General features: G+C 66.4%; 20 protein-coding genes. 14 read left to right on the top strand and 6 right to left on the bottom strand.

The features are described from left to right. Window positions 1-11: 11 nt before the first annotated feature. On the bottom strand, window positions 12-1511 hold the full coding sequence (locus tag ACW17U_RS02975; RefSeq protein WP_492054789.1) for a bifunctional aminoglycoside phosphotransferase/ATP-binding protein: 1500 nt from the start codon (window positions 1509-1511) through the stop codon (window positions 12-14). A gap of 194 nt (window positions 1512-1705) precedes the next feature. On the opposite strand from ACW17U_RS02975, the gene ACW17U_RS02970 reads away from it, so the two are divergent. Then, window positions 1706-2284 carry a TetR/AcrR family transcriptional regulator gene (locus ACW17U_RS02970; protein WP_236849474.1) on the top strand — a complete coding sequence of 193 codons (579 nt, stop codon included), beginning with the start codon at window positions 1706-1708 and terminating at the stop codon, window positions 2282-2284. Here the strand turns inward: ACW17U_RS02970 and pdxH are convergent, their stop codons facing one another. After that, entirely contained in the window at window positions 2285-2950 is a 666-nt protein-coding gene (gene pdxH, locus ACW17U_RS02965) for a pyridoxamine 5'-phosphate oxidase (protein ID WP_492054788.1), read from the bottom strand. Between the two features lie 92 nt (window positions 2951-3042). On the opposite strand from pdxH, the gene ACW17U_RS02960 reads away from it, so the two are divergent. The 4 genes from ACW17U_RS02960 to ACW17U_RS02945 all read left to right on the top strand — a co-directional run bounded on the left by ACW17U_RS02960 (window position 3043) and on the right by ACW17U_RS02945 (window position 5310). Continuing rightward, window positions 3043-3753 carry a J domain-containing protein gene (locus ACW17U_RS02960; RefSeq protein WP_492054787.1) on the top strand — a complete coding sequence of 237 codons (711 nt, stop codon included), beginning with the start codon at window positions 3043-3045 and terminating at the stop codon, window positions 3751-3753. A 75-nt stretch (window positions 3754-3828) separates the two neighbouring features. Beyond that, window positions 3829-4299: an ester cyclase gene (locus ACW17U_RS02955; protein ID WP_492054786.1), complete on the top strand. Its 471-nt coding sequence runs from the start codon at window positions 3829-3831 to the stop codon at window positions 4297-4299. A 133-nt stretch (window positions 4300-4432) separates the two neighbouring features. Next, on the top strand, window positions 4433-4849 hold the full coding sequence (locus ACW17U_RS02950; protein WP_062148394.1) for an organic hydroperoxide resistance protein: 417 nt from the start codon (window positions 4433-4435) through the stop codon (window positions 4847-4849). Beyond that, a complete protein-coding gene (locus ACW17U_RS02945; protein WP_492054785.1) occupies window positions 4846-5310 on the top strand; it encodes a MarR family winged helix-turn-helix transcriptional regulator in 465 nt (154 codons plus the stop codon). The genes ACW17U_RS02950 and ACW17U_RS02945 overlap by 4 nt, the downstream gene beginning before the upstream one ends. Window positions 5311-5438: 128 nt before the next feature. Here the strand turns inward: ACW17U_RS02945 and ACW17U_RS02940 are convergent, their stop codons facing one another. The 3 genes from ACW17U_RS02940 to ACW17U_RS02930 all read right to left on the bottom strand — a co-directional run bounded on the left by ACW17U_RS02940 (window position 5439) and on the right by ACW17U_RS02930 (window position 9195). Continuing rightward, the gene (locus ACW17U_RS02940; RefSeq protein ID WP_062148400.1) at window positions 5439-6260 is read right to left on the bottom strand and encodes a flagellin; all 822 of its coding nucleotides are present in this window, start codon (window positions 6258-6260) and stop codon (window positions 5439-5441) included. A 340-nt stretch (window positions 6261-6600) separates the two neighbouring features. Continuing rightward, the gene (locus ACW17U_RS02935) at window positions 6601-7422 is read right to left on the bottom strand and encodes a flagellin (protein WP_062148403.1); all 822 of its coding nucleotides are present in this window, start codon (window positions 7420-7422) and stop codon (window positions 6601-6603) included. A gap of 249 nt (window positions 7423-7671) precedes the next feature. Further along, on the bottom strand, window positions 7672-9195 hold the full coding sequence (locus ACW17U_RS02930) for a tryptophan halogenase family protein (protein WP_492054784.1): 1524 nt from the start codon (window positions 9193-9195) through the stop codon (window positions 7672-7674). Between the two features lie 269 nt (window positions 9196-9464). Between ACW17U_RS02930 and ACW17U_RS02925 the strand changes: the two genes are divergently transcribed. From ACW17U_RS02925 to ACW17U_RS02900, 6 genes are all read left to right on the top strand, one after another. Next, window positions 9465-10397, top strand: a complete 933-nt coding sequence (locus ACW17U_RS02925) for a 2-dehydro-3-deoxygalactonokinase (protein ID WP_492054783.1) — start codon at window positions 9465-9467, stop codon at window positions 10395-10397. After that, the gene (locus tag ACW17U_RS02920; RefSeq protein ID WP_492054782.1) at window positions 10384-11013 is read left to right on the top strand and encodes a 2-dehydro-3-deoxy-6-phosphogalactonate aldolase; all 630 of its coding nucleotides are present in this window, start codon (window positions 10384-10386) and stop codon (window positions 11011-11013) included. The genes ACW17U_RS02925 and ACW17U_RS02920 overlap by 14 nt, the downstream gene beginning before the upstream one ends. 35 nt (window positions 11014-11048) lie before the next feature. Beyond that, the gene (locus tag ACW17U_RS02915; protein ID WP_062148415.1) at window positions 11049-12620 is read left to right on the top strand and encodes a sodium/sugar symporter; all 1572 of its coding nucleotides are present in this window, start codon (window positions 11049-11051) and stop codon (window positions 12618-12620) included. A gap of 260 nt (window positions 12621-12880) precedes the next feature. Beyond that, on the top strand, window positions 12881-13513 hold the full coding sequence (locus ACW17U_RS02910) for a glutathione S-transferase family protein (protein WP_492054781.1): 633 nt from the start codon (window positions 12881-12883) through the stop codon (window positions 13511-13513). Between the two features lie 124 nt (window positions 13514-13637). Beyond that, window positions 13638-14756 carry an efflux RND transporter periplasmic adaptor subunit gene (locus ACW17U_RS02905; RefSeq protein WP_492054780.1) on the top strand — a complete coding sequence of 373 codons (1119 nt, stop codon included), beginning with the start codon at window positions 13638-13640 and terminating at the stop codon, window positions 14754-14756. A gap of 12 nt (window positions 14757-14768) precedes the next feature. Then, window positions 14769-17861, top strand: a complete 3093-nt coding sequence (locus tag ACW17U_RS02900; protein WP_492054779.1) for an efflux RND transporter permease subunit — start codon at window positions 14769-14771, stop codon at window positions 17859-17861. A gap of 18 nt (window positions 17862-17879) precedes the next feature. Here ACW17U_RS02900 and ACW17U_RS02895 read toward each other — a convergent pair whose 3' ends face one another. Further along, window positions 17880-18530, bottom strand: coding sequence for an arylesterase (locus ACW17U_RS02895; protein ID WP_492054778.1), 651 nt, complete (start codon window positions 18528-18530; stop codon window positions 17880-17882). 56 nt (window positions 18531-18586) lie between these two features. On the opposite strand from ACW17U_RS02895, the gene ACW17U_RS02890 reads away from it, so the two are divergent. The 3 genes from ACW17U_RS02890 (at window position 18587) to ACW17U_RS02880 (ending at window position 23230) form a co-directional block, all read left to right on the top strand. Then, window positions 18587-19285, top strand: a complete 699-nt coding sequence (locus tag ACW17U_RS02890) for an ABC transporter ATP-binding protein (RefSeq protein WP_492054777.1) — start codon at window positions 18587-18589, stop codon at window positions 19283-19285. Further along, window positions 19282-21798: an ABC transporter permease gene (locus ACW17U_RS02885; protein WP_492054776.1), complete on the top strand. Its 2517-nt coding sequence runs from the start codon at window positions 19282-19284 to the stop codon at window positions 21796-21798. The genes ACW17U_RS02890 and ACW17U_RS02885 overlap by 4 nt, the downstream gene beginning before the upstream one ends. Window positions 21799-21910: 112 nt before the next feature. Beyond that, window positions 21911-23230, top strand: a complete 1320-nt coding sequence (locus tag ACW17U_RS02880) for a PQQ-dependent sugar dehydrogenase (protein WP_492054775.1) — start codon at window positions 21911-21913, stop codon at window positions 23228-23230. Window positions 23231-23246: the final 16 nt, after the last annotated feature.

Genomic DNA, 23246 nt, shown 5'->3' with positions numbered 1-23246 from the left:
CAAGCGGCTGCCTAGCCCATGGTCTCGGCGAGGGCCCTCGCCTCGTCTTCAAAAGCGCTGACCGTGTCGACCTTGCGCCAGGTGATCTCGCCCGTGTCGCGGGCCAGCTGGGTTTCAAGAACGGCGACGTCCGCGTCCGAAGCATCATTGACCCGGGCGGCTACACGAGCCCGCAGCACCTCCGGAGGCGCTTCGAGCCACACCCCCTGAAAGGCGACATCCGTTGCGGCCGCAAGGGCCTGGGCCCGGGCCCGTTCCTCGGGCTTCATGAAGACGGCGTCCAGCACCACGGAACGGCCGGACTTCAGGGCCAGGGCGGCGTCATTGAACAACTGGTCATAGACCCGGACGCTGACCTCCGGCGTATAGGCCTCGCGCGGCAGGCGTTCGAGCGAGGGCACGCCCCACAGGCGCTTGCGGATTTCGTCCGTACGAAGAACGACCGCTCCAGGGGCAGAACCCAGACCCGGCGCGCAGACCCGGGCGAAGGTTGACTTGCCGGAACCGGACAGACCGCCGGCCGCCACCAAGCTGACCGGCTTCGGGGCCAGATGCTCGAGGGCGACGGCCAGATAGGCCCGCGCGGCTTCATCATCGCCGGTATAGGCCCAGACATGGGTCCGCACGGCCGCCCGCACCGAGAGCATCAGGGGAAGCGCGGCAAGACCGGTCCACAGGCCCTCGCCAAACGATCGGGCAGCCTCGTCGAGATAGGCATTGAGCACCCGCCCTGCCGCGTCGCGACGGCGGCGGAAGTCGAGGTCCATCAGCAGGAAGGCCAAGTCGTACTGGATATCGATCTCCGACAGGGTGTCATTGAACTCGATACAGTCGAACAGGATCGGCTTGCCCCCTTCGATCAGGATGTTTCCCAGATGCAGGTCGCCATGGCAGTGGCGGGCGAAGCCTTCTGCGGCGCGTGCATCGAGCAACGGACCGAGGCGCTCGAGGGCAAGGTCCGTCTCGGCCACAAGGCGCTCAACGGCCAGGCTGCCGAGCCGCGGGGCCAGACCCCGCAACAGGTTGGCATTGGACCGGATCGTATAGCCCAGGGCACTGACTCCGCCGCCCTGCGGCCGCAGGGCAGCGCCTGCGTGGAACCGGGCCACGGTGCGGCCCAGGGCATCTTCCAGGGCATCATCGATGGCCCAGGGCTGGGCCGCCAGCACGCCCTGCTCGTCGAACCGGCGCATTTCGAGGGCGTATTCGACGATCTCGCCGTCGCCGTCGATCTCGATCCCGCCGGAGCGGTCCCGGGTCAGTCGGCGAACAGTGCGATAGATGTCCGGCGCGGCGGCCCGGTTGAACACCAGTTCACGTTCAAGCGCCCAGCGCCGCAGCTCAAGGGTCGAATAGTCCAGAAAGCCAAAATCCACCGGCCGCTTGACCTTGAAGGCCGAGTCTCCCAGCAGGAACACCCGGGCGCAGGAGGTTTCGATGGTGTTCTCGGCGCGCTCGCCGAACCAGCCGGCAATTTCCTGTTCCCGAGCGCTCTCAGCGTCCTTGGTCACGCCTGCAATCCTGTCGTTTCGCGCCCGATATCCGGAGCCGGGGTGCCATAGCTGAATCTGCGGCGCTCGTCCTCGCCCATGACTTGCGCCACAATGCAATACTCGACTAACTTGCACCTCAGTAGCAGTTAGAGTTTTTTGCGATGCTTATGAGCGCCGGCCTCAAGAGAGCCGAACACAAAAGAAATGAAATCGTGGCGGCCGCACGGACCCAGTTCCTGCGGGAAGGCTATCGCGACGCCGGCATGGAAGTGGTCGCCCGTGCGGCCAGCGTGTCGACGGCGACTCTCTACGCCTATTTCCCCGGCAAGGCCGATCTGTTCAAGGTGGTTGTGCTCGAAACCGCGCGGGATATCGCGGCCCCGGTTCGCGACAGCGTCAACACCAGCGGGGATGCCCGCGCCCGTCTGCGCGCCTTTGCCAATGCCTATGGGGCTTTTCAGACTCTGCCCGTCACCCGGGCAATGTTTCGCCTCGTGACCGCCGAGCGACGCCGGTTTGACGATGTCGCCGAGTACTTTCTGCAATGCGCCCGCGAGGAATTGGGCGGCGCGGCGCTGTCGGTGATCAATGACCTGGTGCGAACTGGAGAAATCGCCGTCGACAAGCCCTCGTGGGCGGCCGGCCAGCTGATGGGCATGATCGACCATGTCACCCTGGTGCTGGGCCTCTCCGCCGGCGATGAGACCCTGCCGCTGCGACCGCTGGGCGAGATCTGCGACGATGCCGTGGAGACCTTCCTGGCCCGCTATGCCTGCCGGACGGCGGCCTGATCAGGGGAACAGGCGCCGCGTGGTCCAGGCGTCGCCGACCCGGTCATAGACAAGGCGTTCGTGCAGCCGGAAGGGACGGTCACGCCAGAACTCCATGACCTGTGGAACCACGCGATAGCCTGACCAATGTGGCGGCCTCGGCACCTTGCCGAGACCAAACCTCAGCCCCATCTCGGCCACCCGACGTTCGAGGGCCAGGCGGTCGGGCAGAGGCCGCGACTGGTCGCTGGCCCAGGCCCCCAACTGGCTGTGGCGCGCGCGGCTGGCGAAATAGGCGTCGGCCTCGGCCTCGCTGACCGGCTCGACCAGACCGCGGATCCGCACCTGTCGGCGCAGGGACTTCCAGTGGAACAGCAGGGCCGCCTTGGGGTGGGCGTTCAGCTCCACGCCCTTGGCGCTCTCGGTGTTGGTATAAAAGACAAAGCCCCGGGCATCGAAGTCCTTGAGCAGAACCATGCGCGAGTCCGGCATGCCCTCGGCGTCGACCGTCGAGACGGTCACCGCATTGGGATCGTTCGGCTCCTTCTTGCCGGCCTCGGCCAGCCACTCGGCAAACAGCGCGAACGGATCATGCTCCGGCAGCAACGGCAGGGGCTCGGCCTGGGTCACCTGACGGACATAGTCATCGTCGCTGGGCGAGGCGGGGATCAGGGCTTCGTCGGTCATAGGGTGGATATAGGCCTGTGTCGGTGCCGGGACCACCACCTGAAAGTCTTAACTTAACCCCCCGTTGACCAAGTCCCGGCAGGGTCGCGTCAATGTCCGCGCGTCCCGCCTCTTCCCTGACCCTTTCGGCCGCCCGCGCCCTGCTCGGCGTGGCCCCTGGTGCCGGTGACCGCGAGCTGCGTGCCGCCTATCGCGAGGCGGCCAAGCGCGCTCACCCTGATCGTCCCGGCGGCGACGCAGCCCTGTTCCGCGATGTGCTGGCCGCCTATCGCCTGCTGCAGGATCAACCGCCGCCGCGCGAGATCCACTTCCCGCCGGCCTGTACCACGGCCGCAGAAAAACCCGTCAAACAGGCGATCCTCGAAATCGACGTGGCCACCGCCGTCAGCGGCGGCACCATGGATCTCGCCATCGACGACCGCAAACTGCGCCTGAAGCTCCCGGCCGGTCTGCGGGTCGACGACAAGGTCAGGGTCGACGGCGTCACCTTCGTGGTCCGGCACACGGGGGCCCGCGAGGCCCTGATCCGCGGTGACGACCTGTGGCTGACCGGCCGGATCGACAAGCGCGTGCTGGCCGAAGGCGGGCGGGTCGAGGTCGAGACGGTTCTGGGCCCGCGCCTGGCCTGGATTTCGACCAAGGCTGCCTCACGCGGCCTGGTCCGCCTGCCCGGACAGGGCCTGCCCGCGCGCGGCAGCCATGCGGCCGGCGACCTGTTCCTGCGGCTGGAAGCCGTCAGTTCGGGTGTGGAAAGCGCTGCCCGATCTTTGCTCAAGCGCTTCGCGGCGGCCTGGGCAGCCTGAGACCTTTCCAAGCCCGGGGTTTACCGGCTCTACTTCCTTCCAATCCGCCAGAGCGCGGTCTTGAGGGAGGCGACCATGACCTTGGAAGACCTGCGCGCGCGCCGCGAGACTATTGTCCGAGAACACATGGCCGACGAGATCGACCATGCGTGGGACAAGGTGCTGGAGACCTTTCCTCACCCCCATTACGAGATCATCGCCACCGGCGCGGTGCATGACGGCCGCGAGGACGTGCAACGCTACTACACCAGCTCGCGCGAGACCTTTCCGGATCAGCGCAACACCCTGCTGTCCCTGCGCCACATCGATGACGGCATCGTCGTCGAGTTCATTCTCGAGGGCACTCAGAAAGGGCCTCTGGGGCCCCTGCCCGCCACCGGCCGGCCGTTCGCCTGCCAGATGACGGCCTTCTTCCTGTTCGAGGGCGATATACTGGTCTGCGAGCGGATCTATTCCGACAGCCTGAGCATCATTCGCCAGTTGCTGGGCGGAATGTCGCCCTCCGAGGCTCTGGCCGCGCTGGCGGCTGCGGCGAAGGTCGGCTGAACGGTCAGAGACCAACCCGACTTCGGCCAGTCGGCGAAAATCGCATCGCGCGCGATGTATTTCGTACGGCGGCCTTGAATTTATATCGTACACGATTAAATCGTTCACATCATTACTTGCAAGGAGCGACCCCATGAGCACTCTCTATGAAGCCCGCGCTACCGTCGTCGGCGGCCGCGAAGGCCATGTTCGCAGCGACGATGGTTTGCTGGATCTGCAGCTGTCCATGCCCAAGGCGCTCGGCGGCAAGGAGACCGGCTCCAATCCCGAGCAGCTGTTCGCGGCCGGCTATGCTGCCTGTTTCCAGAGCGCCATGGGTCACGTGGCCCGTCAGCAGAAGATCGCCCTGACCGGCTCGCAGGTCACCGGCGTGGTTGGCTTGCTGCCGCAAGAAGTCGGCTTCAAACTGGAAGTGACCCTGGACGTCGAAACCGAGGGTCTGTCACAAGCTGATGCCGAAGCCCTGGTGGCCACGGCACACAAGGTCTGCCCCTATTCGAATGCCACGCGCGGCAATATCGACGTCGCCCTTAACGTAAAGGCCAAATGAGCCAGTCCCCCAAGAGCGGCCCTGAAGACACGGCTGTTCAAGCGCCGGTCGAGGCCCTGCGCCTCGACCGTCAGCTCTGTTTTGCTCTCTATGGCGCAGCAAACCGGATCACGCGGCTCTATCGGCCGCTGCTCGAGGCCCTCGGCCTGACCTATCCGCAATATCTGGTGATGCTGGCGCTGTGGGAGCATAATCCGCTCACGGTCGGAGCCCTGGGCCAGGCCCTCGATCTGGACTCCAGCACCCTGACACCCCTGCTGAAACGGCTTGAGACCGCGCGTCTGATCGCGCGCAGTCGCGATCCTCAGGATGAGCGTCGGGTGATCATTACCCTGACCGCCGACGGCCAGGACGTCCGCGAGGCGGCCAGGGCCATTCCCACACAGATCCTGTGCCAGCTCGATCTTCCGCTGGAGACTCTGGCCACCTTGCGCGACCGGCTCAAAACCCTGGCGACCTGAACTCGGCCGGATCGACCATCACCGGGCCCGGGCCAGAGTACAGGCCAGAAAAAAGGGCGGACACCGGGTCCGCCCCTTTCCAGACCTTGCGCCTGTGACCCTTAGAGCCCAGGCCGCCGGAAGCGGATCTAGCGGAAGAGACTGAGGATCGACCCGCTGGAGCCGTTGGCGATCGACAGGGCCTGGATGCCCAGCTGCTGCTTGGTCTGCAGCGACTGCAGCTTGGCGCTTTCCTTGGCCAGGTCCGCGTCCACCAGATTGCCCACGCCGGCGTCGAGGCTGTCCTGCAGCTTGCCGACGAAGGTCAGGTGGGTGTCCATGCCCGTTGAGCTGGTACCCAGCGAGGCCAGCTTGTTGGTCGCCGTCTGGAGGGCCGTGGTCACCGTGGTGATCATGGTCTTGGCCGCCGCGGCCGTCGTAAATGTCGAGCTCGTGCTGAGGCCGATACCGGCCAGAGACAGGGTCTTGGCTGAAACCGTAAACCCTGAACCATCCTGGTTGGCCAGGAAGGTCAGCTTGGCGGTGGAGCCATCCGAAATGCTGACGCCGTTGAACTTGGCATTGGTGGCGGCCTTGGTCACCTGATCGCGCAGGGACTCAAAGTCCGCCTTCAGGGCGTCGAAGCTGGACGTGTTCAGAGACGTGTCAGAGGCGGCGAGCGCCTTCTCCTTCATCTTGCCCAGCAGGTCGGTGATGGTGTCGCCGGCGGCCAGGGCCACATCGATCGTCGACTGGCCGCGTTGCAGTGAATCCTTCACCGAGTTCAGAGACCGGGCAGTCGCCGACTGGTTCTTCGCCGTGGCCCAGATCGCGCCATTGTCCTTGGCGCTTTCAATCTTCTTGCCGGTGCTGATGCGCTGCTGAACGTTTGCGAGTTCCGAACTTGTCGTGTTCAGATTCTGCAGCGCGATCAACGCCCCTGAGTTGGTATTGATACTGTTCAAGGCCAAAGTGGAATACTCCTATTGAGTTATTCCAGCGTCCCCACGGTCGCCGGAGGGCATTTTGCCCATGGCGAATATATATCTATGTTATTTCGATAACGTTTATGGATAGTTGCAACAACCATAACGCTTCAATGTTGCGTTTACCGACTAAAAATCCAGCGTAATTCTCAATTAAGATTTCTACAAATTTAAGCTTCTCGAAATTATTGTTCAGAAATTACTAAGACCAAAAGGGCCAGGCGCATGCTGCTTGCGCGCCAATCCGTGTAGCATAACAGACGAAAAAAGGGCGAGCCCGCAGGCTCGCCCCAGAACCGACCCTCAGGTCGAATAGGTTTAGATCTTAGCGGAACAGGCTCAGGATCGACGAGCTCGAAGAGTTCGCGATCGATAGGGCCTGTATGCCCAGCTGTTGCTTGGTCTGCAGGGACTGCAGACGGGCGCTTTCCTTGGCCAGGTCAGCATCGACCAGGTTGCCCACGCCGGCGTCGAGGCTGTCTTGCAGCTTGCCGACGAAGGTCAGGTGGGTATCCAGGCCGGTCGAGCTGGTGCCCAGAGACGCCAGCTTGTTGGACGCCGTCTGCAGGGCCGTGGTCACCGTGCCGATCATGGTCTTGGCTGCGGCAGCTGTGGTGAAGGTCGAGCCGGTGGTCAGGCCGATCCCCGCCAGGGTCAGGGTCTTGGCTGACACAGTGAAGCCCGAGCCATCGGCATTGGCCAGGAAGGTCAGCTTGGCAGTCGTGCCATCAGCGATGCTGACGCCATTGAACTTGGCGTTCGTGGCGGCCTTGGTCACCTGATCGCGCAGGGACTCAAAGTCCGACTTCAGGGCATTGAAGCTGGCGGTGTTGAGCGAGGTGTCGGAAGCGGCCAGGGCCTTTTCCTTCATCTTGCCCAGCAGGTCGGTGATGGTGTCGCCGGCGGCCAGGGCCACATCGATGGTCGACTGGCCGCGTTGCAGCGAGTCCTTCACCGAGTTCAGCGAAGACGCGGTTGCCGACTGGTTCTTGGCCGTCGCCCAGATTGCACCATTGTCCTTGGCGCTGGCCACCTTCTTGCCGGTGGAAATGCGCTGCTGGACGTTCTGGGTCTCCATATTTGTCGCGTTTAGATTTTGCAGCGCGATGAGCGCTCCACTGTTCGTGTTGATGCTGTTCAGCGCCATTACGACAGACTCCTTTTCAAGGTCTCCGGCCTCATTTTAAGACCGGTGGGCGTTTTACCCATCAAGGAGTATCCAACGGTCGCCTTGAGAATTAGTTTAAAGCCAATTGTCACATGCTTAATACAGGAGCGAGACTAGTTAATATTAACAGAGTCGAGATTTCTATGCTGAAATTCGGTTAATCATCATCCGCCATGATGGCCGCAACGCTTTGACTCACAAGGATTTTTGAGCGCCGTTAGGATAGAATTAACGAGAATCACCCGTCAGGGCGGGTGCGCGGCAATGCTCGGCAATGAACGCCGCATGGGTCGGAAGCCGCTCCACCACCCGGGCAATATGGCCGCGCATGCCCGCCAGCCGCCGCGCCACGTCGGCCGGATCGCGGGCATCGGCCATCGGTTCATAGCCCTGGGGCACTATGCCCTGCCCCAGCAAAACCGCGACCCAGCTGGCCTCGGCGAACAGCTCGTCGTCATAGCGCACGACCTTGCCGCGCGTCCGGAACAGGTCGAGCTTTCGATGCAGGCTGTCGGGCACCGCCATGGCGCGACAGGCCTCCCACAGCGGACCGGAGCGACCATTGATAAAGTAATGGAGGATGATGAAGTCCCGAATATGCTCCATCTCCAGAATAGACAGGCGATTATATTCAGCGCGGGCGACCGGATCGTCATCGCCCAGCGGCAAGAGCGACAACAGCCGGATGATCGCGGTCTGGATCAGGTGAATACTGGTGGATTCCAGCGGCTCCAGGAAACCACTGGCCAGGCCCAGGGCCACGACATTGCGGTTCCAGAGCTTCTTTCGCCGGCCCGTCACAAAACGCAGGAACCGCGGGTCGGCCTGGGCCGCGCCGTCCAGATTGGCCATAAGGGTGGCGGCCGCATCGTCGTCACTGATGTGCCGGCTGGAATAGACATAGCCGTTGCCGATCCTGTGCTGCAGCGGAATGCGCCACTGCCAGCCCGCCTCGCGCGCCGTCGAGCGGGTATAGGGCGTAAAGGCCCCGCCGTTTTCGCAGGGAACCGCCACCGCCCGGTCGCAAGGCAACCAGTGGGTCCAGTCCTCATAGCCGGTCTTTAGCGCCCCTTCGATCAGCAGGCCGCGAAAGCCCGAGCAGTCGATGAAGAAGTCGCCCTCCACCGTCTCGCCATCCTCCAGCCTCACTCCCGTGACGTCGCCGCTCTGACCGTTCTGCTGGACCGAGGCGATCTTGCCCTCGATCCGTGTGACTCCCTGGGCTTCGGCCCGTTCCCGCAGGAAGCGCGCATAGAGGCCGGCGTCGAAATGGAAGGCGTAGGAGAAGGTCGAGAACACCGAGCGCGGATCATCATCGCCGCGGCTGAACCGCCCCATCCGGGCGGCAACCGCAGCCACGCAGTAATCGTCCAGCTCACTGGTATCACCCCGCGCCCGCTGACTGAGCCAGTGCTGGTGGAACGACACGCCGTCGATGCTGGCCCCATAGGTGCCGAAAGGATGCAGATAACGCCGACCTTCGCCCGACCAGCCGTCGAACTCGATGCCGAGCTTGAAACTGCCCTGGCAGGCCTGGAGGAACGCATTCTCGTCGATGCCCAGCAGATGGTTGAACAGCCGGATCGGCGGCACGGTCGCTTCGCCGACACCGACCGTGCCGATCTCCTCGGATTCAATCAGGGTGACGGGGCCGTAGGAGCCTTTCAGCAGTTTCGACAACGCAGCGGCGGCCATCCACCCTGCGGTTCCACCACCGACGATGACGACGCGACGCGGCGCACGCTGATTCATCTCTCAAGCTCCCGATCTTCCGCCGCATGAGGGCTGACCTCTGGCGCCGGAGCAAGAAGACCAATCGACTATTTTGCGGGGCCAGGAAGGCTGAGGTCGCTCGCCGGAGCCCGGGCCGGGTTTGCGGCCATCTGGTTCGTATTATAAATGGATCGGCGAGGCGCTCGAGAGCCAGATCCAGCCAGAGACAGGATGGCCATGAGCGAAGACAAGCCCGGCAAGGCCCGCCTGCGTGACAGCGCCGGACCTGTGACGCGCGAGTCCCCTTGATGGACCCCTCGATCACCATCTTTGGCGACTGGGGCTCCTCGCGCCTGCGCCTGTATCTGCGGCAGGGCAAGAGCGTGCTCGACCGTCGTGACGGTCCCGGCATCGGGGCCCTGACGAGCAGCCCGGAACGGACCTTTCTCGATCTGGTCGGCGACTGGCGGGAAGCGCGTCCAGCCGGTGCCATGCTCTGCGGTGTGGTCGGCTCCCGGATGGGCTGGATCGAGGCCCCCTATGCCCCCTGCCCTGGCAGAGCGAATGACCTGCGCGAACGGATACTGACGATCGAGGCCGAGGGCCTGCCGGTATCGATCATTCCCGGCCTGTCCTGCATCAATCCCCTGGGCAGCCCCGACGTGATGCGTGGGGAGGAAACCCAGATTCTCGGGGCCCTGGCCCTGGATCCGGCGCTTAGGCATGGCCGCCATCTGCTGGTCCTGCCCGGAACCCATTGCAAGTGGACCCTCATCGAAGACGGTGCGGTCGTGCGCTTCCTGACCGCCCCGGTCGGCGAGACCTTCGCCCTGCTGCGCCAGTATTCGAGCCTGGCCGCGGGCGTCGCCGCCGAGGTGCACGGCTCACAGGCGGGCTTTGCGATGGGCCTGGCCCGGATCATCGAGCACGGCCCGGCCCTGCTGCCACATCTGCTGTTTGAGACCCGCAGCCGGCAGTTGCTGGAGAGCCTGCCGCAGGACGATGCGATGGGCTTTCTGTCGGGCCTGCTGATCGGGGCCGATGCGGCGGCGGCCCGCACCTGGTTCGGCGACCTGGGGCAGGTGACCCTGGTCGGTGCGCCGGGCCTGAACCGGTTCTACGGCCAGGCCATCGCCAGCCTGGGCGGCCAGTCGACCGCGATCGACGGCGAGGCCGCCGTCCTGGCCGGATTGACAACGCTGTCTTTTCCAAAGAACAATGATTTCCATGTCCTCGCCTGAGCCCGTTCCGACACCGCTGCCGCCGATCGTGGCGATCCTTCGCGGGGTCAGGCCTGACGAGGTCTTGGACATCGCCGCCGCCCTGGTCGAGGCCGGAATCCGGGCCATTGAGGTACCTTTGAACTCGCCCGACCCGCTGGAGAGCATCGGGCGACTGTGCACGGCCTATGGCGACATCGCCCTGTGCGGTGCAGGCACCGTTCTGTCGGCCCACGCCGTCGATCAGGTGGCTGCGGTGGGTGGCCGGCTCATTGTCACACCCAATACCGACCCGGACGTCATAGGCCGCGCCATCGGCCTGGGCCTGACCGTCATGCCGGGCTTTGCCACACCGACCGAGGCCCTTGCGGCGGTAAAGGCCGGGGCGACGGCCCTGAAGCTCTTCCCGGCCGGAACCTTCGGGCCCGGCCACCTCAAGGCGGTCAGGGACGTCCTGCCTCAGGAAGTGCGGGTCTATGCCGTCGGTGGTGTGGGTGTGGCCAATCTCGAACCCTGGCGTGCCGCCGGCGTCGCCGGAATCGGCGTCGGGGGAGACCTTTATCGGCCCGGTGCCTCGGCCCAGGAGGTCGGCGCCAAGGCTGCCGCCCTGGTCGCGGCCTGGAACGCCCAAGCCTAGTCCATCAGAACAGTCGTCCTCGGGGGAGGAACCACGTGCAAACCATCGATTTCGTCATTCTGGCGGTCTATGCCGTCGCCATCTTCGGCCTGGCCCAGTGGGTCAGCCGCGACAAGGGTGGTCACCAGAAAGACTCGACCGACTATTTCCTGGCCGGCAAGGCCCTGCCCTGGTGGGCCATCGGCGCGTCACTGATCGCCGCCAACATCTCGGCCGAGCAGATCATCGGCATGAGCGGCTCGGGCTATGCCATCGGCCTGGCCATTGCCTCCTATGAATGGATGGCGGCCCTGACCCTGCTGATCGTCGGCAAGTTCTTCCTGCCGATCTTCCTGAAAAACAATGTCTACACCATGCCCCAGTTCCTGGAGCAGCGTTACGGACCCAGTGTCCGCAACGTCATGGCGGTGTTCTGGCTGGTTCTCTATGTCTTCGTGAACCTGACCTCGATCCTGTGGCTCGGCTCGATCGCCGTGCATACGGTGACCGGCGTCGACCAGATGATCGCCCTGGCCGCGATCGGGGTCTTCGCCCTGGCCTATCAGATCTGGGGCGGACTGAAGGCCGTGGCCCTGACCGACATCGTCCAGGTGGCCCTGCTGATCACCGGCGGCCTGATCATCGTGTTCATTTCCCTGAACCAGATCGGCGGCGCAGAGGGCGGCGTCCTGGCCGGCTTCCACACCCTGTCCGAACGCTTCCCCGAGAAGTTCGACATGATCCTGTCGCGCGACAATCCGCACTACAAGGACCTGCCCGGCCTGTCGGTGCTGCTGGGCGGCATGTGGATCATGAACATCAGCTACTGGGGCTTCAACCAGTACATCATCCAGCGGGCGCTCGGGGCCAAGGACCTGGCGGAGGCGCAGAAGGGCATCGCCCTGGCCGCCTATCTGAAGCTGCTGATGCCGGTGATCGTCGTGCTGCCGGGCATCGCCGCCCTGATGCTGGTGCCCGGCCTCGACAAGCCCGACCAGGCCTATCCGGAAATGATGAAGCTGCTGCCGCCGGGCGTCCTGGGGCTGGTCTTCGCCGCCCTGGTCGCCGCGATCGTCGCGTCGCTGGCGGCCAAGATCAACTCGATCGCCACCATCTTCACGCTCGACATCTATGCCAAGATCCGCAAGGACGCGACCGAGCGCCACCTGGTCGCCGTGGGGCGTGCGACCGCCGTCTTCGCCGTCGTGATCGGCATCCTGATGGCCCGCCCCCTGCTGGGCAAGGCCGAGCAGGCCTTCCAGTTCATCCAGGACTTCACCGGCTTCTTCACGCCGGGCATCGTGGTGATCTTCATGCTGGGCCTGTTCTGGAAGCGGGCCACCACGGCCTCGGCCCTGGTCGCGGCCATTGGCGGAGCGGCGCTCTCGGGCGGCTTCTTCGTGGCCGACAAGCTCGGCGTCTTCGTGATCCCCTTCATGAACCGTGTCGGCCTGGTCTTCCTGCTGACCCTGGCCGCAGCGGTGATCGTCTCTCTGGTCGCCCCGCAGAAAAAGGTCGTCAATGTCGTGAGCCTGGAAGGGGTCAGCTACAAGACCACCCCTGGCTTCAACATCGCCGGCGTCGGCGTGATCCTGATCCTGATCGCCCTCTACGCAACCTGGTGGTGACGTGACGCCCGGTCGGCGGCGCTCAGCGCGGCCGACCGGGCTGATCATCGCGGGGCCTGAACCGCGTGCCCTGGCCTTGCCGACCGTCAATCAGCGCGCTTCAATCTCGACAAAGGGGCCAGGTTTGATGACCAGGCCTCGGACGCCGAAACCGATCTCTGGAGGGTCTCGACAGGCTCGGGCCGCCTGACCCAGCGTCACGGAAGACATCCCGCCGGTTTTCTGGTCCGCTGCCATCAACTGCAGCGGGGCCGAAGGCCATGATCACCCTCTATCACTGCCGGGACGCCCGGTCCTTTCGCCCGCTCTGGACCCTGGAAGAGCTTGGTCTCGCCTATGAGCTGAAGCTGTTGCCCTTCCCGCCCCGTTTCCTGGCTCGGCCGTTCCTCGAGGAGAACCCGCTGGGCACGATCCCCCTGCTGGTCGATGGCGAGACCCGGATGACCGAGTCTGCGGCGATGATCGAGTACCTGTCCGTCCGACACGGTGGAGGGGCCCTGTCGGTCCGCCCCGATGAACCGGGCTATGGGGCCTATCTGAACGGCTTGCATTTCGGCGAGGCCACCCTGACCTTTCCCCAGACCCTGGTGCTGCGTTACTCGCGTCTCGAGCCGGAAGAGCGGCGCAATCCCCAGGTCGCGGCCGACTATGCCCGCTGGTTTCTGGCCCGCCTGAAGGGGCTGGACCTGATCCTGAAGGATCACGCCTTTGCCGCCGCCGACCGCTTCACCGGAGCCGACATCTCGATCGCCTATGCCCTGCTGCTGGCGACCTCACTCGGGCTTGCTGACGATTTCCCGCCCGACGTCAGGGCCTACTGGTCGCGGATGCAGTCCCGTGAGGGCTATGGCCGCGCCCAGGCAGCCCAGTCGACCGCCACGCCATCGATCTGAACCCGCAGCCTTTATCGTCTTACGATCATTTAACTGAGGCGGCCGGCCTTTGTCGGCTAGAAGACCCCGAAGACCTTCAGGGACATCGGGGACGATCGTGGATTACGGGATCAAGGGGCGCGTGATGCGTTCAAGCGCGCTGGTTGTGGTCCTTGTCCTGGGTGCCTTCACGGTCTCTGGCTGCGGCGCAGACAAGAAGCCCAAGCCGGCCAAGGCCCCGGCGGCTGTGGTCGCGACCCAGACTGTCAGCATCGCCAGCGTCGTCTCACAATCGGTACCGCGCGAGATCAATGCCAGCGGCACCATCTCGCCCTGGGAAGAGGTTGTCGTCGGGGCTGAGACCGGTGGCCTGACGGCGATGTCGGTCTCCGCTGAAGAGGGCCAGACCGTCCAGGCCGGCCAGGTTCTGGTCAAGCTCAATGACACCCTGCTGTCGGCCCAACTGCGTCAGCAGGACGCCAGCGTCGCCAGCGCCCGGGCCAGTCTCGCCGAGGCTGAGGCCGCCCTGAACCGCGCCCGCGAACTGCAGGCCAAGGGCTATCTGTCCCAGGCCTCGCTCGACTCCTCCCTGGCGCGTCAGCAAACCGCCAGCGCCCAGGTCGCGGCGGCGGAAGCCGGTCGCGGCGAAACCGCTGCCCGCCTCGCCCAGACCGCGATCCGCGCCCCGGTGTCGGGCCTGATCAGCCGCCGTACGGTCACCAAGGGACAGATCGTGGGTACCGGCGCAGAGGTCTTCCGCATCGTCCGTGACAGCCGTCTGGAGCTGGACGCCGAAGTGCCGGAGACGGACCTCCTCTTGGTCAAGCCGGGCATGCCGGCCCGGATCATCTCCGACAAGGTTGGCGAAACCAGCGGCCGCGTCCGCATCGTCACCTCGGAGGTCAACGGCCAGACCCGGCTGGGCATCGCCCGCGTGTCCCTGTCCGGCATGGGCGGCTTCCGCCCCGGCATGTTTGCCCGCGCCACCATCCAGGCCGGCGACCAGCCCGCCCTGACCGTCCCCAGTGCCTCGGTCCTCTATCGGGAGAACCGCCCGGGCGTGTTCGTGCTCGACGCCAAGAACCACGCGCATTTCCGGCGCATCGCCATCGTCGCCGCCACGGCCGACCGGATCGCCGCCACCGGCCTGACCGCCGGCGAGCGGGTGGTCGTCGAGGGGGCCGGCTTCCTCGGTGAAGGCGATGCGGTGCGCATCGGCAGCGCCGTTCCGTCGATCTCTTCTCCCGCCAAATCGGCCCGCTAGGAGCCTGGCGCCATGAACAACATGTCTGCCTGGGCGATCCGGAACCCGATCCCCGTCATCCTGCTGTTCCTGTTGCTGACGATCGCCGGCATTTCCGGCTTCGGCAGCATGCGGATCAACAATAACCCCGATGTCGACCTGCCCTTCGTGGTCGTGACGGCGGCGCGCCCCGGCGCGGCCCCTAGCGAACTCGAGACCCAGGTCACCCGGCTGATCGAGGACTCCGTCTCCGGTCTCGGCCGGGTGCGCCACATCAATTCGACCATCACCGACGGTGTCTCCTCGACCTTCATCGAGTTCGAACTCGGCGTCGACCACGAGCAGGTCACCAACGACGTCCGCAATGCCATGTCCGGACTGCGGGGCTCTCTGCCCCAGGACATGCAGGAGCCCAACGTCACCCGGATCGACATCTCGGGCGATCCGCTGATCACCTATGTGGTCAAGGCTCCGACCCTGACGCCCGAACAGCGCAGCTGGTTCGTCGACAATGATGTCAGCCGCACCCTGCTGGCGCTGAAAGGCGTCGGCGAGGTCAACCGCCGCGGCGGCGTCGATCGCGAGATCGAGGTGGCGCTGGATCCTGACCGCCTGGCCGCGCGTGGCGTCACCGCCGCCCAGGTCAGCCAGGCCCTGGTGTCGTCCAATGCCGACCTGCCGGGCGGCCGCGTGACGATCTCCGGCTCCGAACGGGCCATTCGGACCCTGGGCGCGGCCGGTTCGATCGACCAGCTGCGCGAGACCCGTATCCCGCTGTCGGCCGGGGGCAGTGTCCGCCTGGGCGATCTGGGCACGGTCGAGGACCGCTGGGCCGAGCCACGCTCGCGCGCCCGCTATGACGGCCAGGAGGTCGTGACCTTCAACATGGTCCGCTCGCGCGGGGCCAGTGAGGTCCAGACCGCAGACAAGGTGCGCAAGGCGGTCGCGAAGCTCGACCAGTCCCGTCCGGACATCGAAATCAACGAGATCACCTCCGAGGTGAAATATATCGAGGACAGCTATCTGGCCTCGATGGAGGCCCTGATCCTCGGGGCCGTCCTGGCGGTGCTGGTGGTCCTGCTGTTCCTGCGCGACTGGCGGGCGACCTTCCTGGCGGCCGTCGCCATCCCGATGTCGCTGTTCCCGACCTTCGCGGTCATGGCGCCCCTGAACCAGTCGCTGAACAGCATCACCCTGCTGGCCCTGTCCCTGACCGTGGGCATTCTCGTCGACGACGCCATCGTCGAGATCGAGAACATGGTCCGCCACATGCGGGGCGGGAAGACGCCCTATGCGGCGGCCATGGAAGCGGCCGACGAGATCGGCCTGGCCGTGGTCGCGACCACCTTCACCATCGTGGCGGTGTTCGCGCCGGTCGGCTTCATGCCGGGCATCATCGGCCAGTTCTTCAAGGCCTTCGCCCTGGCCGCCTGTGTCTCGGTGCTGTTCTCGCTGGTCGTGGCCCGCCTGCTGACGCCCCTGATGGGGGCCTATATGCTCAAGGCCAACAGCAAGCACGAGGACGCCGATCCCTTCTGGATGTCGCCCTATCTGAAGAGCCTGCACTGGGGTCTGGACAATCGCTGGAAGGTCCTGGCGATGGGCATCCCGATGATTGTGGCCTCGTTCTTCCTGGCCAAGGCCCTGCCCTTCGAATTCCAGCCGGCCGCCGACCGTGGTCGTGCGCCTTTCTCGGTCCAGTTGCCGCCGGGCGCGACCCTGGACGAGACCGACGCCATCGTGCAGCGCATGACCCGTGAACTCCGGGCCCGTCCCGAAGTTCGCGGTGTCTATGCCTCCATCGGCGGCAACAATGCGGTCAATACCGCCACCCTGAACGCCGATCTGGTGCCCAAGGGCGAGCGCATGGACCAGCAGGAGTTCAGCCGCCTGATGGTCGACCAGTTCGCGGCCATCCCGGGCGCGCGCATCGGTGCCGGCTCCAACAGCGGCGGCGGTCCGAGCGACGGCACCAGCTTTACCCTGCGCCTGCTGAGCGACAACGGTCCGGCGCTTGAGGCGGCCGCCCGCAAGGTCGAGTCCGAAATGCGCTCGGTTCCGGGCCTGGCCCATGTGGTCAATACGGCCGCCATTGCCCGTCCCGAGATCGTCGTCACACCGCGCCCGGACCAGGCCGCTCGCGCCGGGGTCTCGGCCGGGGCAATCTCTCAGGCCGTGCGCGTGGCGACGATCGGCGACATCGACCAGAACCTGCCCAAGTACAATCTCGGCGACCGGCAGGTCCCGATCCGGCTTCGCCTGACCCAGAACGCCCGCGAAGACCTCGCCGTCCTGCAGACCCTGAAGGTGCCCAGTGCAGCCGGCCCCGTGCCGCTGAACGCGGTGGCGGACGTGCGCTTCGGTGCCGGCCCGTCCCAGATCAGCCGCCAGGATCGCTCCCGCGTCGCCACCATCACCGCTGAGCTCGACGGCATCGTGGTCGGCGAGGCCAGCCAGCGGGTCCACGCCCTGTCCTCGGTCAAGAACCTGCCGGCCGGCGTCAAGGAAGTCGCCGCCGGCGATGCCGAGTTCATCCAGGAGATGGTCACCGGCTTCGCCGCCGCCCTGATCACCGGCATCCTCCTGATGTATATCGTGCTGGTGCTGCTGTTCCGCAGCTTTGCCCACCCGATCACCATCATGGTCGCCCTGCCCCTGGCCATCGGCGGTGCCTTCGCCCTGCTGGTCCTGGCCAGGTCGAGCTTCTCGGTCTCAACCCTGATCGGCATCCTTATGCTGATGGGCATTGCCGCCAAGAACTCGATCCTGCTGGTCGAGTACGCGATCATGGCGATGAAGGACGGCATGACCAAACGCGAGGCGATCATCGACGCCGCTCACAAGCGGGCGCGCCCGATCATCATGACCACGGTCGCCATGGGCGTCGGCATGCTGCCGGTGGCGGTCGGCTTCGGCGCCGATGTCGAGTTCCGCGCCCCGATGGCCATTGCCGTCATCGGCGGGCTGATCACCTCGACCCTGCTTTCGCTGCTCTATGTCCCGGTCGTCTTTGTGCTGATGGACGGCCTGAAGGTTCGGGCTGAACGCCTGACCCATCGCGTGTTCGGCAGCAGCGCCCATGTCGCCCAGCCTCCGGCCGGCCAGGCGACGCTGATCGACAACTAGGCCTGCGGCGCTGTGACCCTAAACTGTGGTTCGCAGCGCCGTGGCGACCCTGGGCGCCAGGCGTTCGGCGATCAGGCGGGCCCCGGCGGCGTTGGGATGGATGCCGTCGCGCTGCATCAGGTTCGGCACGCCGATCACGCCGGTGACGAAATCCGGGTGGAACGCCACGCCGGTCTCGCGGGCCAGGGCCGGATAGAGGCCCGTAAAGTCCCGGGCATAGGATGCGCCGATCAGCGGCGGGGCGCGCACACCGGCCAGCAGCACGCGAATGCGGCGGGCCTTCAGCTTCTCGATGATCCGCTTGAGATTGGCCTTGGTCCGGACGGGATCGACGCCCTGCAGCAGGTCATTGCCGCCCAGGGCCACGACACAGACGGCTGTGTCCGCAGCGACGCTGAAATCGACCCGCGCCAGCCCACCACCGCTGGTGTCCCCGGAGACACCGGCCCCGCGCACGGCCGTCCTGACCCCCAGTCGCTCCAGCGCGCCCTGCAGCTGCGCCGGCAAGGCGTCGCGCGCGGGCAGACCCAGGCCGGCGGTAATCGAGTCGCCCAGCACCGTCACGACCGGCAGCTTGTCGGCCGCCCCGGCGCCGGTGGACCAGGCACCCGCCGTCAAACCCAGAAATACAGCTCTTCGCGAGAGCTTTGGCAGTGTGAACGTCGTCATGGCTTCCTATGTGGGGCTGTGTCCGCCGAGTTTAATGCTCGAACCAGGGAATCTTCATGACCGCAGATGTCGCGCCGCTCGCCCTTTCGTCGGTGACCCTTACCCTGCCATCATCCGCAGGTCCGGTGAACATCCTGCGCGGCGTCGATCTGGATGTGGCGGCCGGCGAGCGGGTCGCGATCATCGGGCCCTCGGGATCGGGCAAGTCGTCGCTGATTTCAGTGGCAGCGGGCCTGGAGCGCCCGACCTCGGGAACCGTCAGCCTGTTTGGTCAGGACCTGTCCAAGCTGGACGAAGATGGCCGCGCCCGCCTGCGTCGGGGCCGCGCCGCCCTGGTGTTCCAGAGCTTCCACCTGCTGCCCAACATGACCGCCGAGGAGAACGTCGCGGCCCCCCTTGAGATCGCACGCTCGCCCAATGCCCTGCCGACGGCCCGCGACTGGCTGGCCAAGGTCGGCCTGTCCTCGCGCCTCACCCACTATCCGCACCAGCTGTCGGGTGGCGAGCAGCAGCGCGTGGCCCTGGCCCGTGCCCTGGCGGCGCGCCCGGCCCTGCTGTTCGCCGACGAACCGACCGGCAATCTCGACAGCCGCAATGCCGGTTCGGTGGTCGATCTGATGTTCGACCTGCTGGCCGAATGCGGGGCCGCCCTGGTGATGGTCACCCATGATCCAGTTCTGGCCCAGCGCGCCGACCGCATCGTGCGCATGGCCGACGGCAAGGTCGTCCTGACGTCCGCTGAGGCCGCTGCGTGAGCGCTCTTTCCTTCCGCCTCGCCGCCCGCGAGCTACGCTCCGGTGTCCGGGGCTTCGGCATCTTCCTGGCCTGCCTGGCCCTCGGCGTCGCCGCCATCGCGGCCGCCAGCTCGACCGCAGAGGCCTTCCGTCGGGGCCTCGCCTCCCAGGCGCGGGAAATCCTCGGCGGCGACCTGTCGGCCTCGGTCGAGAACCGAGCGTTCAGTCCGCAGGAACGCGCCGCTTTTGCCCGGCTCGGCCAGGCCTCCTACACGGCCCGCGTCCGGGTCATGGCCGAGGCCCCTTCCGGTGACCGGCGCCTGGTCGATCTGCGGGGGGCCGATGCTGCCTATCCCCTGGCAGGCACGGTCGAGCTGGACGGTGCCGGCACCCTCGCCGAGGCCCTGGCCACCCGCGACGGCCTGCCAGGCGCAGCGGTTGAGCCGGCCCTGCTGGACCGGCTGGGCCTGAAGGTCGGTGACCGCTTCGAGGCCGGTCCCCTGACCCTGGTGGTCCGCGCCGCCATGATCCGACAGCCGGACAGCGTGGCCCGCGGCTTCGTCCTGGGCCCCCGGGTCCTGGTCCGTCGGGAGCTGCTGGATCCCACGGGCCTGCTGGCCCCCGGCCTGCCCTCGAGCCAAAGCGTCCGGATCGCCCTGCCCGCCGGCACCGATCCCGTCGCCGCCGGCAAGGCCCTGAAGAAGCAGTTTGGCGACTCTGGCCTCTATGTCCGGGACCGTTCGGACGCCGCGCCGGGCGCCCGCAAGCTGATCGACCAGCTGGAATACTTTCTCGGCTTCATCGGCCTGGCCTCCCTGGTCGCCGGCGGCCTGGGAGTCGCCGGAGCCGTTTCGGCCTATCTGGCGACGCGCGAGCCCTCCATTGCCGTGCTGAAGGCCCTCGGGGCCGAAGGCGACCTGATCCGCAACACCTATCTGATCCAGATCGGCCTGCTGGCCAGCCTTGGCGTGCTGATCGGCCTGGTGATTGGCGCGGTTGTGCCCCTGATCCTGGGCCAGATCGCCGGCAGCGCCCTGCCGGTGCCCGCCCTGTTTGCGGTCTATCCCCTGCCCCTGATCAAGGCCGGAGCTTTCGGCCTGCTGGCCGCCGCAGCCTTCTCCCTGATCCCCCTGGCCCGGGCCCGGGCCACGCCGCCCTCGGCCCTGTTTCGCCGCGCCCTGGGCGTGCGCGCGCCCTTCGGACTTGAGACGATCGGTGCCGGTGTCAGTGGTCTGGGTCTCGCCGCCCTGGCCGTCGCCACGGCCCCGACGCCGATCGCCGCCGGGATCATGATCGTCGGGGTTGCTGTCGCCTTCGTCCTTCTCTGGGCCCTGGGCCTGGCGGCGGCCTGGCTGGCGGGCAAGGTCCGAGGCCTGGCCAGTGGCCCCATCCGCATCGGCTTGGCCAATCTGGCCGGGCCTCGCTCGGCCGCACGCACAGCCACCCCGGCCATCGGCCTCGGGGTCGCCCTGCTGGCCTGCGTGGTGCTGATCCAGTCAGCCCTGCTGGCCCAGGTGCGTGAGGTCGCGCCCAAGAGCGCCCCGGCTATGGTCTTTACGGAGATCCCCGGTGACGAGGTCGCCGCCTTCGATGCCGAGGTCGCAAAGGCCACCGGCCCTCTCGATGCCGACCGCTATCTTCGCATTCCGTTTGCCACCGGCCGGATCATCGCCCTGAAGGGCAAACCCATAGACCTCAAGGCCATCAAGGCGTCCGAGCGCTGGGCCTTCGACAACGACATCAGCCTCTCGGTCCTGGACAGCGAGCCCAAGGACTCCGGCCTGGTCGAGGGCCGCTGGTGGCCGGCCGGCTATGCCGGTCCGCCGCAGGTAGCCATGGAGATCGACCTGGCCCAGGGTGCGGGTCTGAAAGTCGGCGACACCGTGACCCTGTCGGTCCTGGGCCGCGATCTGGAAGCCCGGGTAGCGGTGCTGCGCAAGGTCGAGTTCGGGGGCTTCGGGCCCAATTTCTCGATCGTGCTCGATCCGAAGAGCCTGGAAGGCGCGGTGCTGCGCAATATCGCCATCGCCAAGATGGACCGCCCCGCCGAAACCCGACTGACCCGAGCTCTTGGCCGGACCTTTCCGACCGTCAATGTCATCAGCGTACGCGAGCAGCTGGAAGCCGCCGCCGGACTGTTCGACCGTCTGGCCCTGGCCATTCGCGGCGCGGCCGCCGTTGCTGGCCTCGCCGGCCTGCTGGTCCTGGCCGGAGCCATAGCCGCCGGGGCACGAGCGCGGGCGCGCGAGGCCGCCACCCTCAAGGTGCTGGGCGGCACGCGCGCCCAGATCCTGTCGGCCTATGTCATCGAGTATGGTGCCGTCGGCCTGATCGCGGGAGCGGCCGGGGTTCTGCTGGGCCTGGCCGCAGCCTGGCCGGTGGTCGTGCTGGTGTTCAAGGCCCAGTGGAGCATCGACTGGGCGGGCGTGATGATCCTGCTGGGCGGAGCCGCGGGTCTGTCGGCGGTCGGCGGGCTGCTGGCGGCGGCCCAGGCCCTGTCTCGGCGACCGGCACCGGTGCTACGGGCGGACTGACGCTGGGGAAGCTCGACGTCGCTCGGCAATAGGCTAGCGTTGCGATTGGACCGGTCCGCCAGAGAACGCGGAACGCCTTGGCGCGTTACTGCCCGGTCCCAGGGAGAACGTCATGCCGAGCCTTCGCCGCCCCGCCGCCCTCACGATCCTCGCTTTGACGGCCCTGGCCGGCTGCAGCCAAGGCGAGTCTCCGTCGGCGACCGGCGGCTATGGCCCCAACCCGGTCCTGCCCGCACCGACCAAGACCCTGCTTCCGACCGTCAAGGTGTCGCCGGTCAACCGCTGGGCGGAGGGCGCAAAGCCCGTGGCCCTGCCCGGCTTCAAGGTTCAGGCCTTCGCGGCGGGTCTGGACCATCCGCGCTGGCTTCTGGTGCTGCCCAATGGGGATGTGCTGGTCGCCGAAGCCAACCGGCCGCCGAAGCAGACCAAGGGCTTTGACATCCGGGTCTGGGCCGAGAAGCTCATCATGGGCAAGGCCGGGGCCACTGTGCCCAGCGCCAACCGCATCAGCCTGCTGCGCGATGCCGACGGCGACGGCGTGGCCGAGCAAAAGACCCCGTTCCTCACCGGCCTGAATTCGCCCTTCGGCATGGCCCTGGTCGGGGACACGCTCTATGTGGCCAATACCGACGCCGTGGTCGCCTTCCCCTATGTGGCGGGCGCGACGAGCATCGCCGCTCCGGCGCGCAAGATCGCCGATCTTCCGGCCGGCCCGATCAATCACCACTGGACCAAGAGCCTGATCGCCAGCCCGGACGGAACCAAGCTCTATGCGGGCGTCGGCTCCAACAGCAATGTCGGCGAGAACGGCATGGCGGCCGAGGAGCGCCGCGCGGGTATTCTTGAGGTCGATATCGCCACCGGCACCAGCCGGGTCTACGCCTCGGGCATCCGCAACCCTGTTGGCATGGGCTGGAACCCGATTACCGGCGCACTGTGGACCGCCGTCAATGAGCGCGACGAGATCGGCAACGACCTGGTTCCCGACTACATGACCTCGGTCAAGGACGGCGGATTCTATGGCTGGCCCTACAGCTATTACGGCCAGACGGTGGACAGCCGGGTCAAGCCGCCACGGCCGGATCTGGTCGCCAGGGCCATCAAGCCCGACTACGCCCTGGGGTCCCACACGGCCTCGCTCGGTCTGACCTTCTATGAGGGCGCAGCCTTCCCGGAGCGTTACCGCAACGGCGTCTTCATAGGCCAGCACGGCTCGTGGAACCGCATTCCGCAGTCCGGCTACAAGGTGGTGTTCATCCCGTTCGCCGGCGGCAAGCCTGCCGGTGAAACCGAGGATTTCCTGACCGGATTCCTCAATGCCAAGGGCGAAGCCCAGGGCCGCCCCGTGGGCGTCGTCGTCGACCGGGTCGGGGCCCTGCTGGTAGCCGACGATGTGGGTAATGTCATCTGGCGGGTCAGCGCGGCGCGCTGATCCAGACTTACTTGCA

Source organism: Caulobacter sp. AVps16 (genome assembly GCF_058681455.1).
This window is presented reverse-complemented; position numbering and strand designations above follow the sequence as displayed.

Excerpts from the sequence above, each read along its gene's own strand:
- pdxH (WP_492054788.1), bottom strand. The coding sequence starts at position 2,950 with ATGACCGACGAAGCCCTGATCCCCGCCTCGCCCAGCGACGATGACTAT.
- ACW17U_RS02930 (WP_492054784.1), bottom strand. The coding sequence starts at position 9,195 with ATGAATCAGCGTGCGCCGCGTCGCGTCGTCATCGTCGGTGGTGGAACC.
- ACW17U_RS02895 (WP_492054778.1), bottom strand. The coding sequence starts at position 18,530 with ATGACGACGTTCACACTGCCAAAGCTCTCGCGAAGAGCTGTATTTCTG.
- ACW17U_RS02910 (WP_492054781.1), top strand. The coding sequence starts at position 12,881 with ATGATCACCCTCTATCACTGCCGGGACGCCCGGTCCTTTCGCCCGCTC.
- ACW17U_RS02925 (WP_492054783.1), top strand. The coding sequence starts at position 9,465 with ATGGACCCCTCGATCACCATCTTTGGCGACTGGGGCTCCTCGCGCCTG.
- ACW17U_RS02920 (WP_492054782.1), top strand. The coding sequence starts at position 10,384 with ATGTCCTCGCCTGAGCCCGTTCCGACACCGCTGCCGCCGATCGTGGCG.
- ACW17U_RS02880 (WP_492054775.1), top strand. The coding sequence starts at position 21,911 with ATGCCGAGCCTTCGCCGCCCCGCCGCCCTCACGATCCTCGCTTTGACG.
- ACW17U_RS02935 (WP_062148403.1), bottom strand. The coding sequence starts at position 7,422 with ATGGCGCTGAACAGCATCAACACGAACAGTGGAGCGCTCATCGCGCTG.
- ACW17U_RS02955 (WP_492054786.1), top strand. The coding sequence starts at position 3,829 with ATGACCTTGGAAGACCTGCGCGCGCGCCGCGAGACTATTGTCCGAGAA.
- ACW17U_RS02905 (WP_492054780.1), top strand. The coding sequence starts at position 13,638 with ATGCGTTCAAGCGCGCTGGTTGTGGTCCTTGTCCTGGGTGCCTTCACG.
- ACW17U_RS02900 (WP_492054779.1), top strand. The coding sequence starts at position 14,769 with ATGAACAACATGTCTGCCTGGGCGATCCGGAACCCGATCCCCGTCATC.
- ACW17U_RS02945 (WP_492054785.1), top strand. The coding sequence starts at position 4,846 with ATGAGCCAGTCCCCCAAGAGCGGCCCTGAAGACACGGCTGTTCAAGCG.
- ACW17U_RS02960 (WP_492054787.1), top strand. The coding sequence starts at position 3,043 with ATGTCCGCGCGTCCCGCCTCTTCCCTGACCCTTTCGGCCGCCCGCGCC.
- ACW17U_RS02890 (WP_492054777.1), top strand. The coding sequence starts at position 18,587 with ATGACCGCAGATGTCGCGCCGCTCGCCCTTTCGTCGGTGACCCTTACC.
- ACW17U_RS02950 (WP_062148394.1), top strand. The coding sequence starts at position 4,433 with ATGAGCACTCTCTATGAAGCCCGCGCTACCGTCGTCGGCGGCCGCGAA.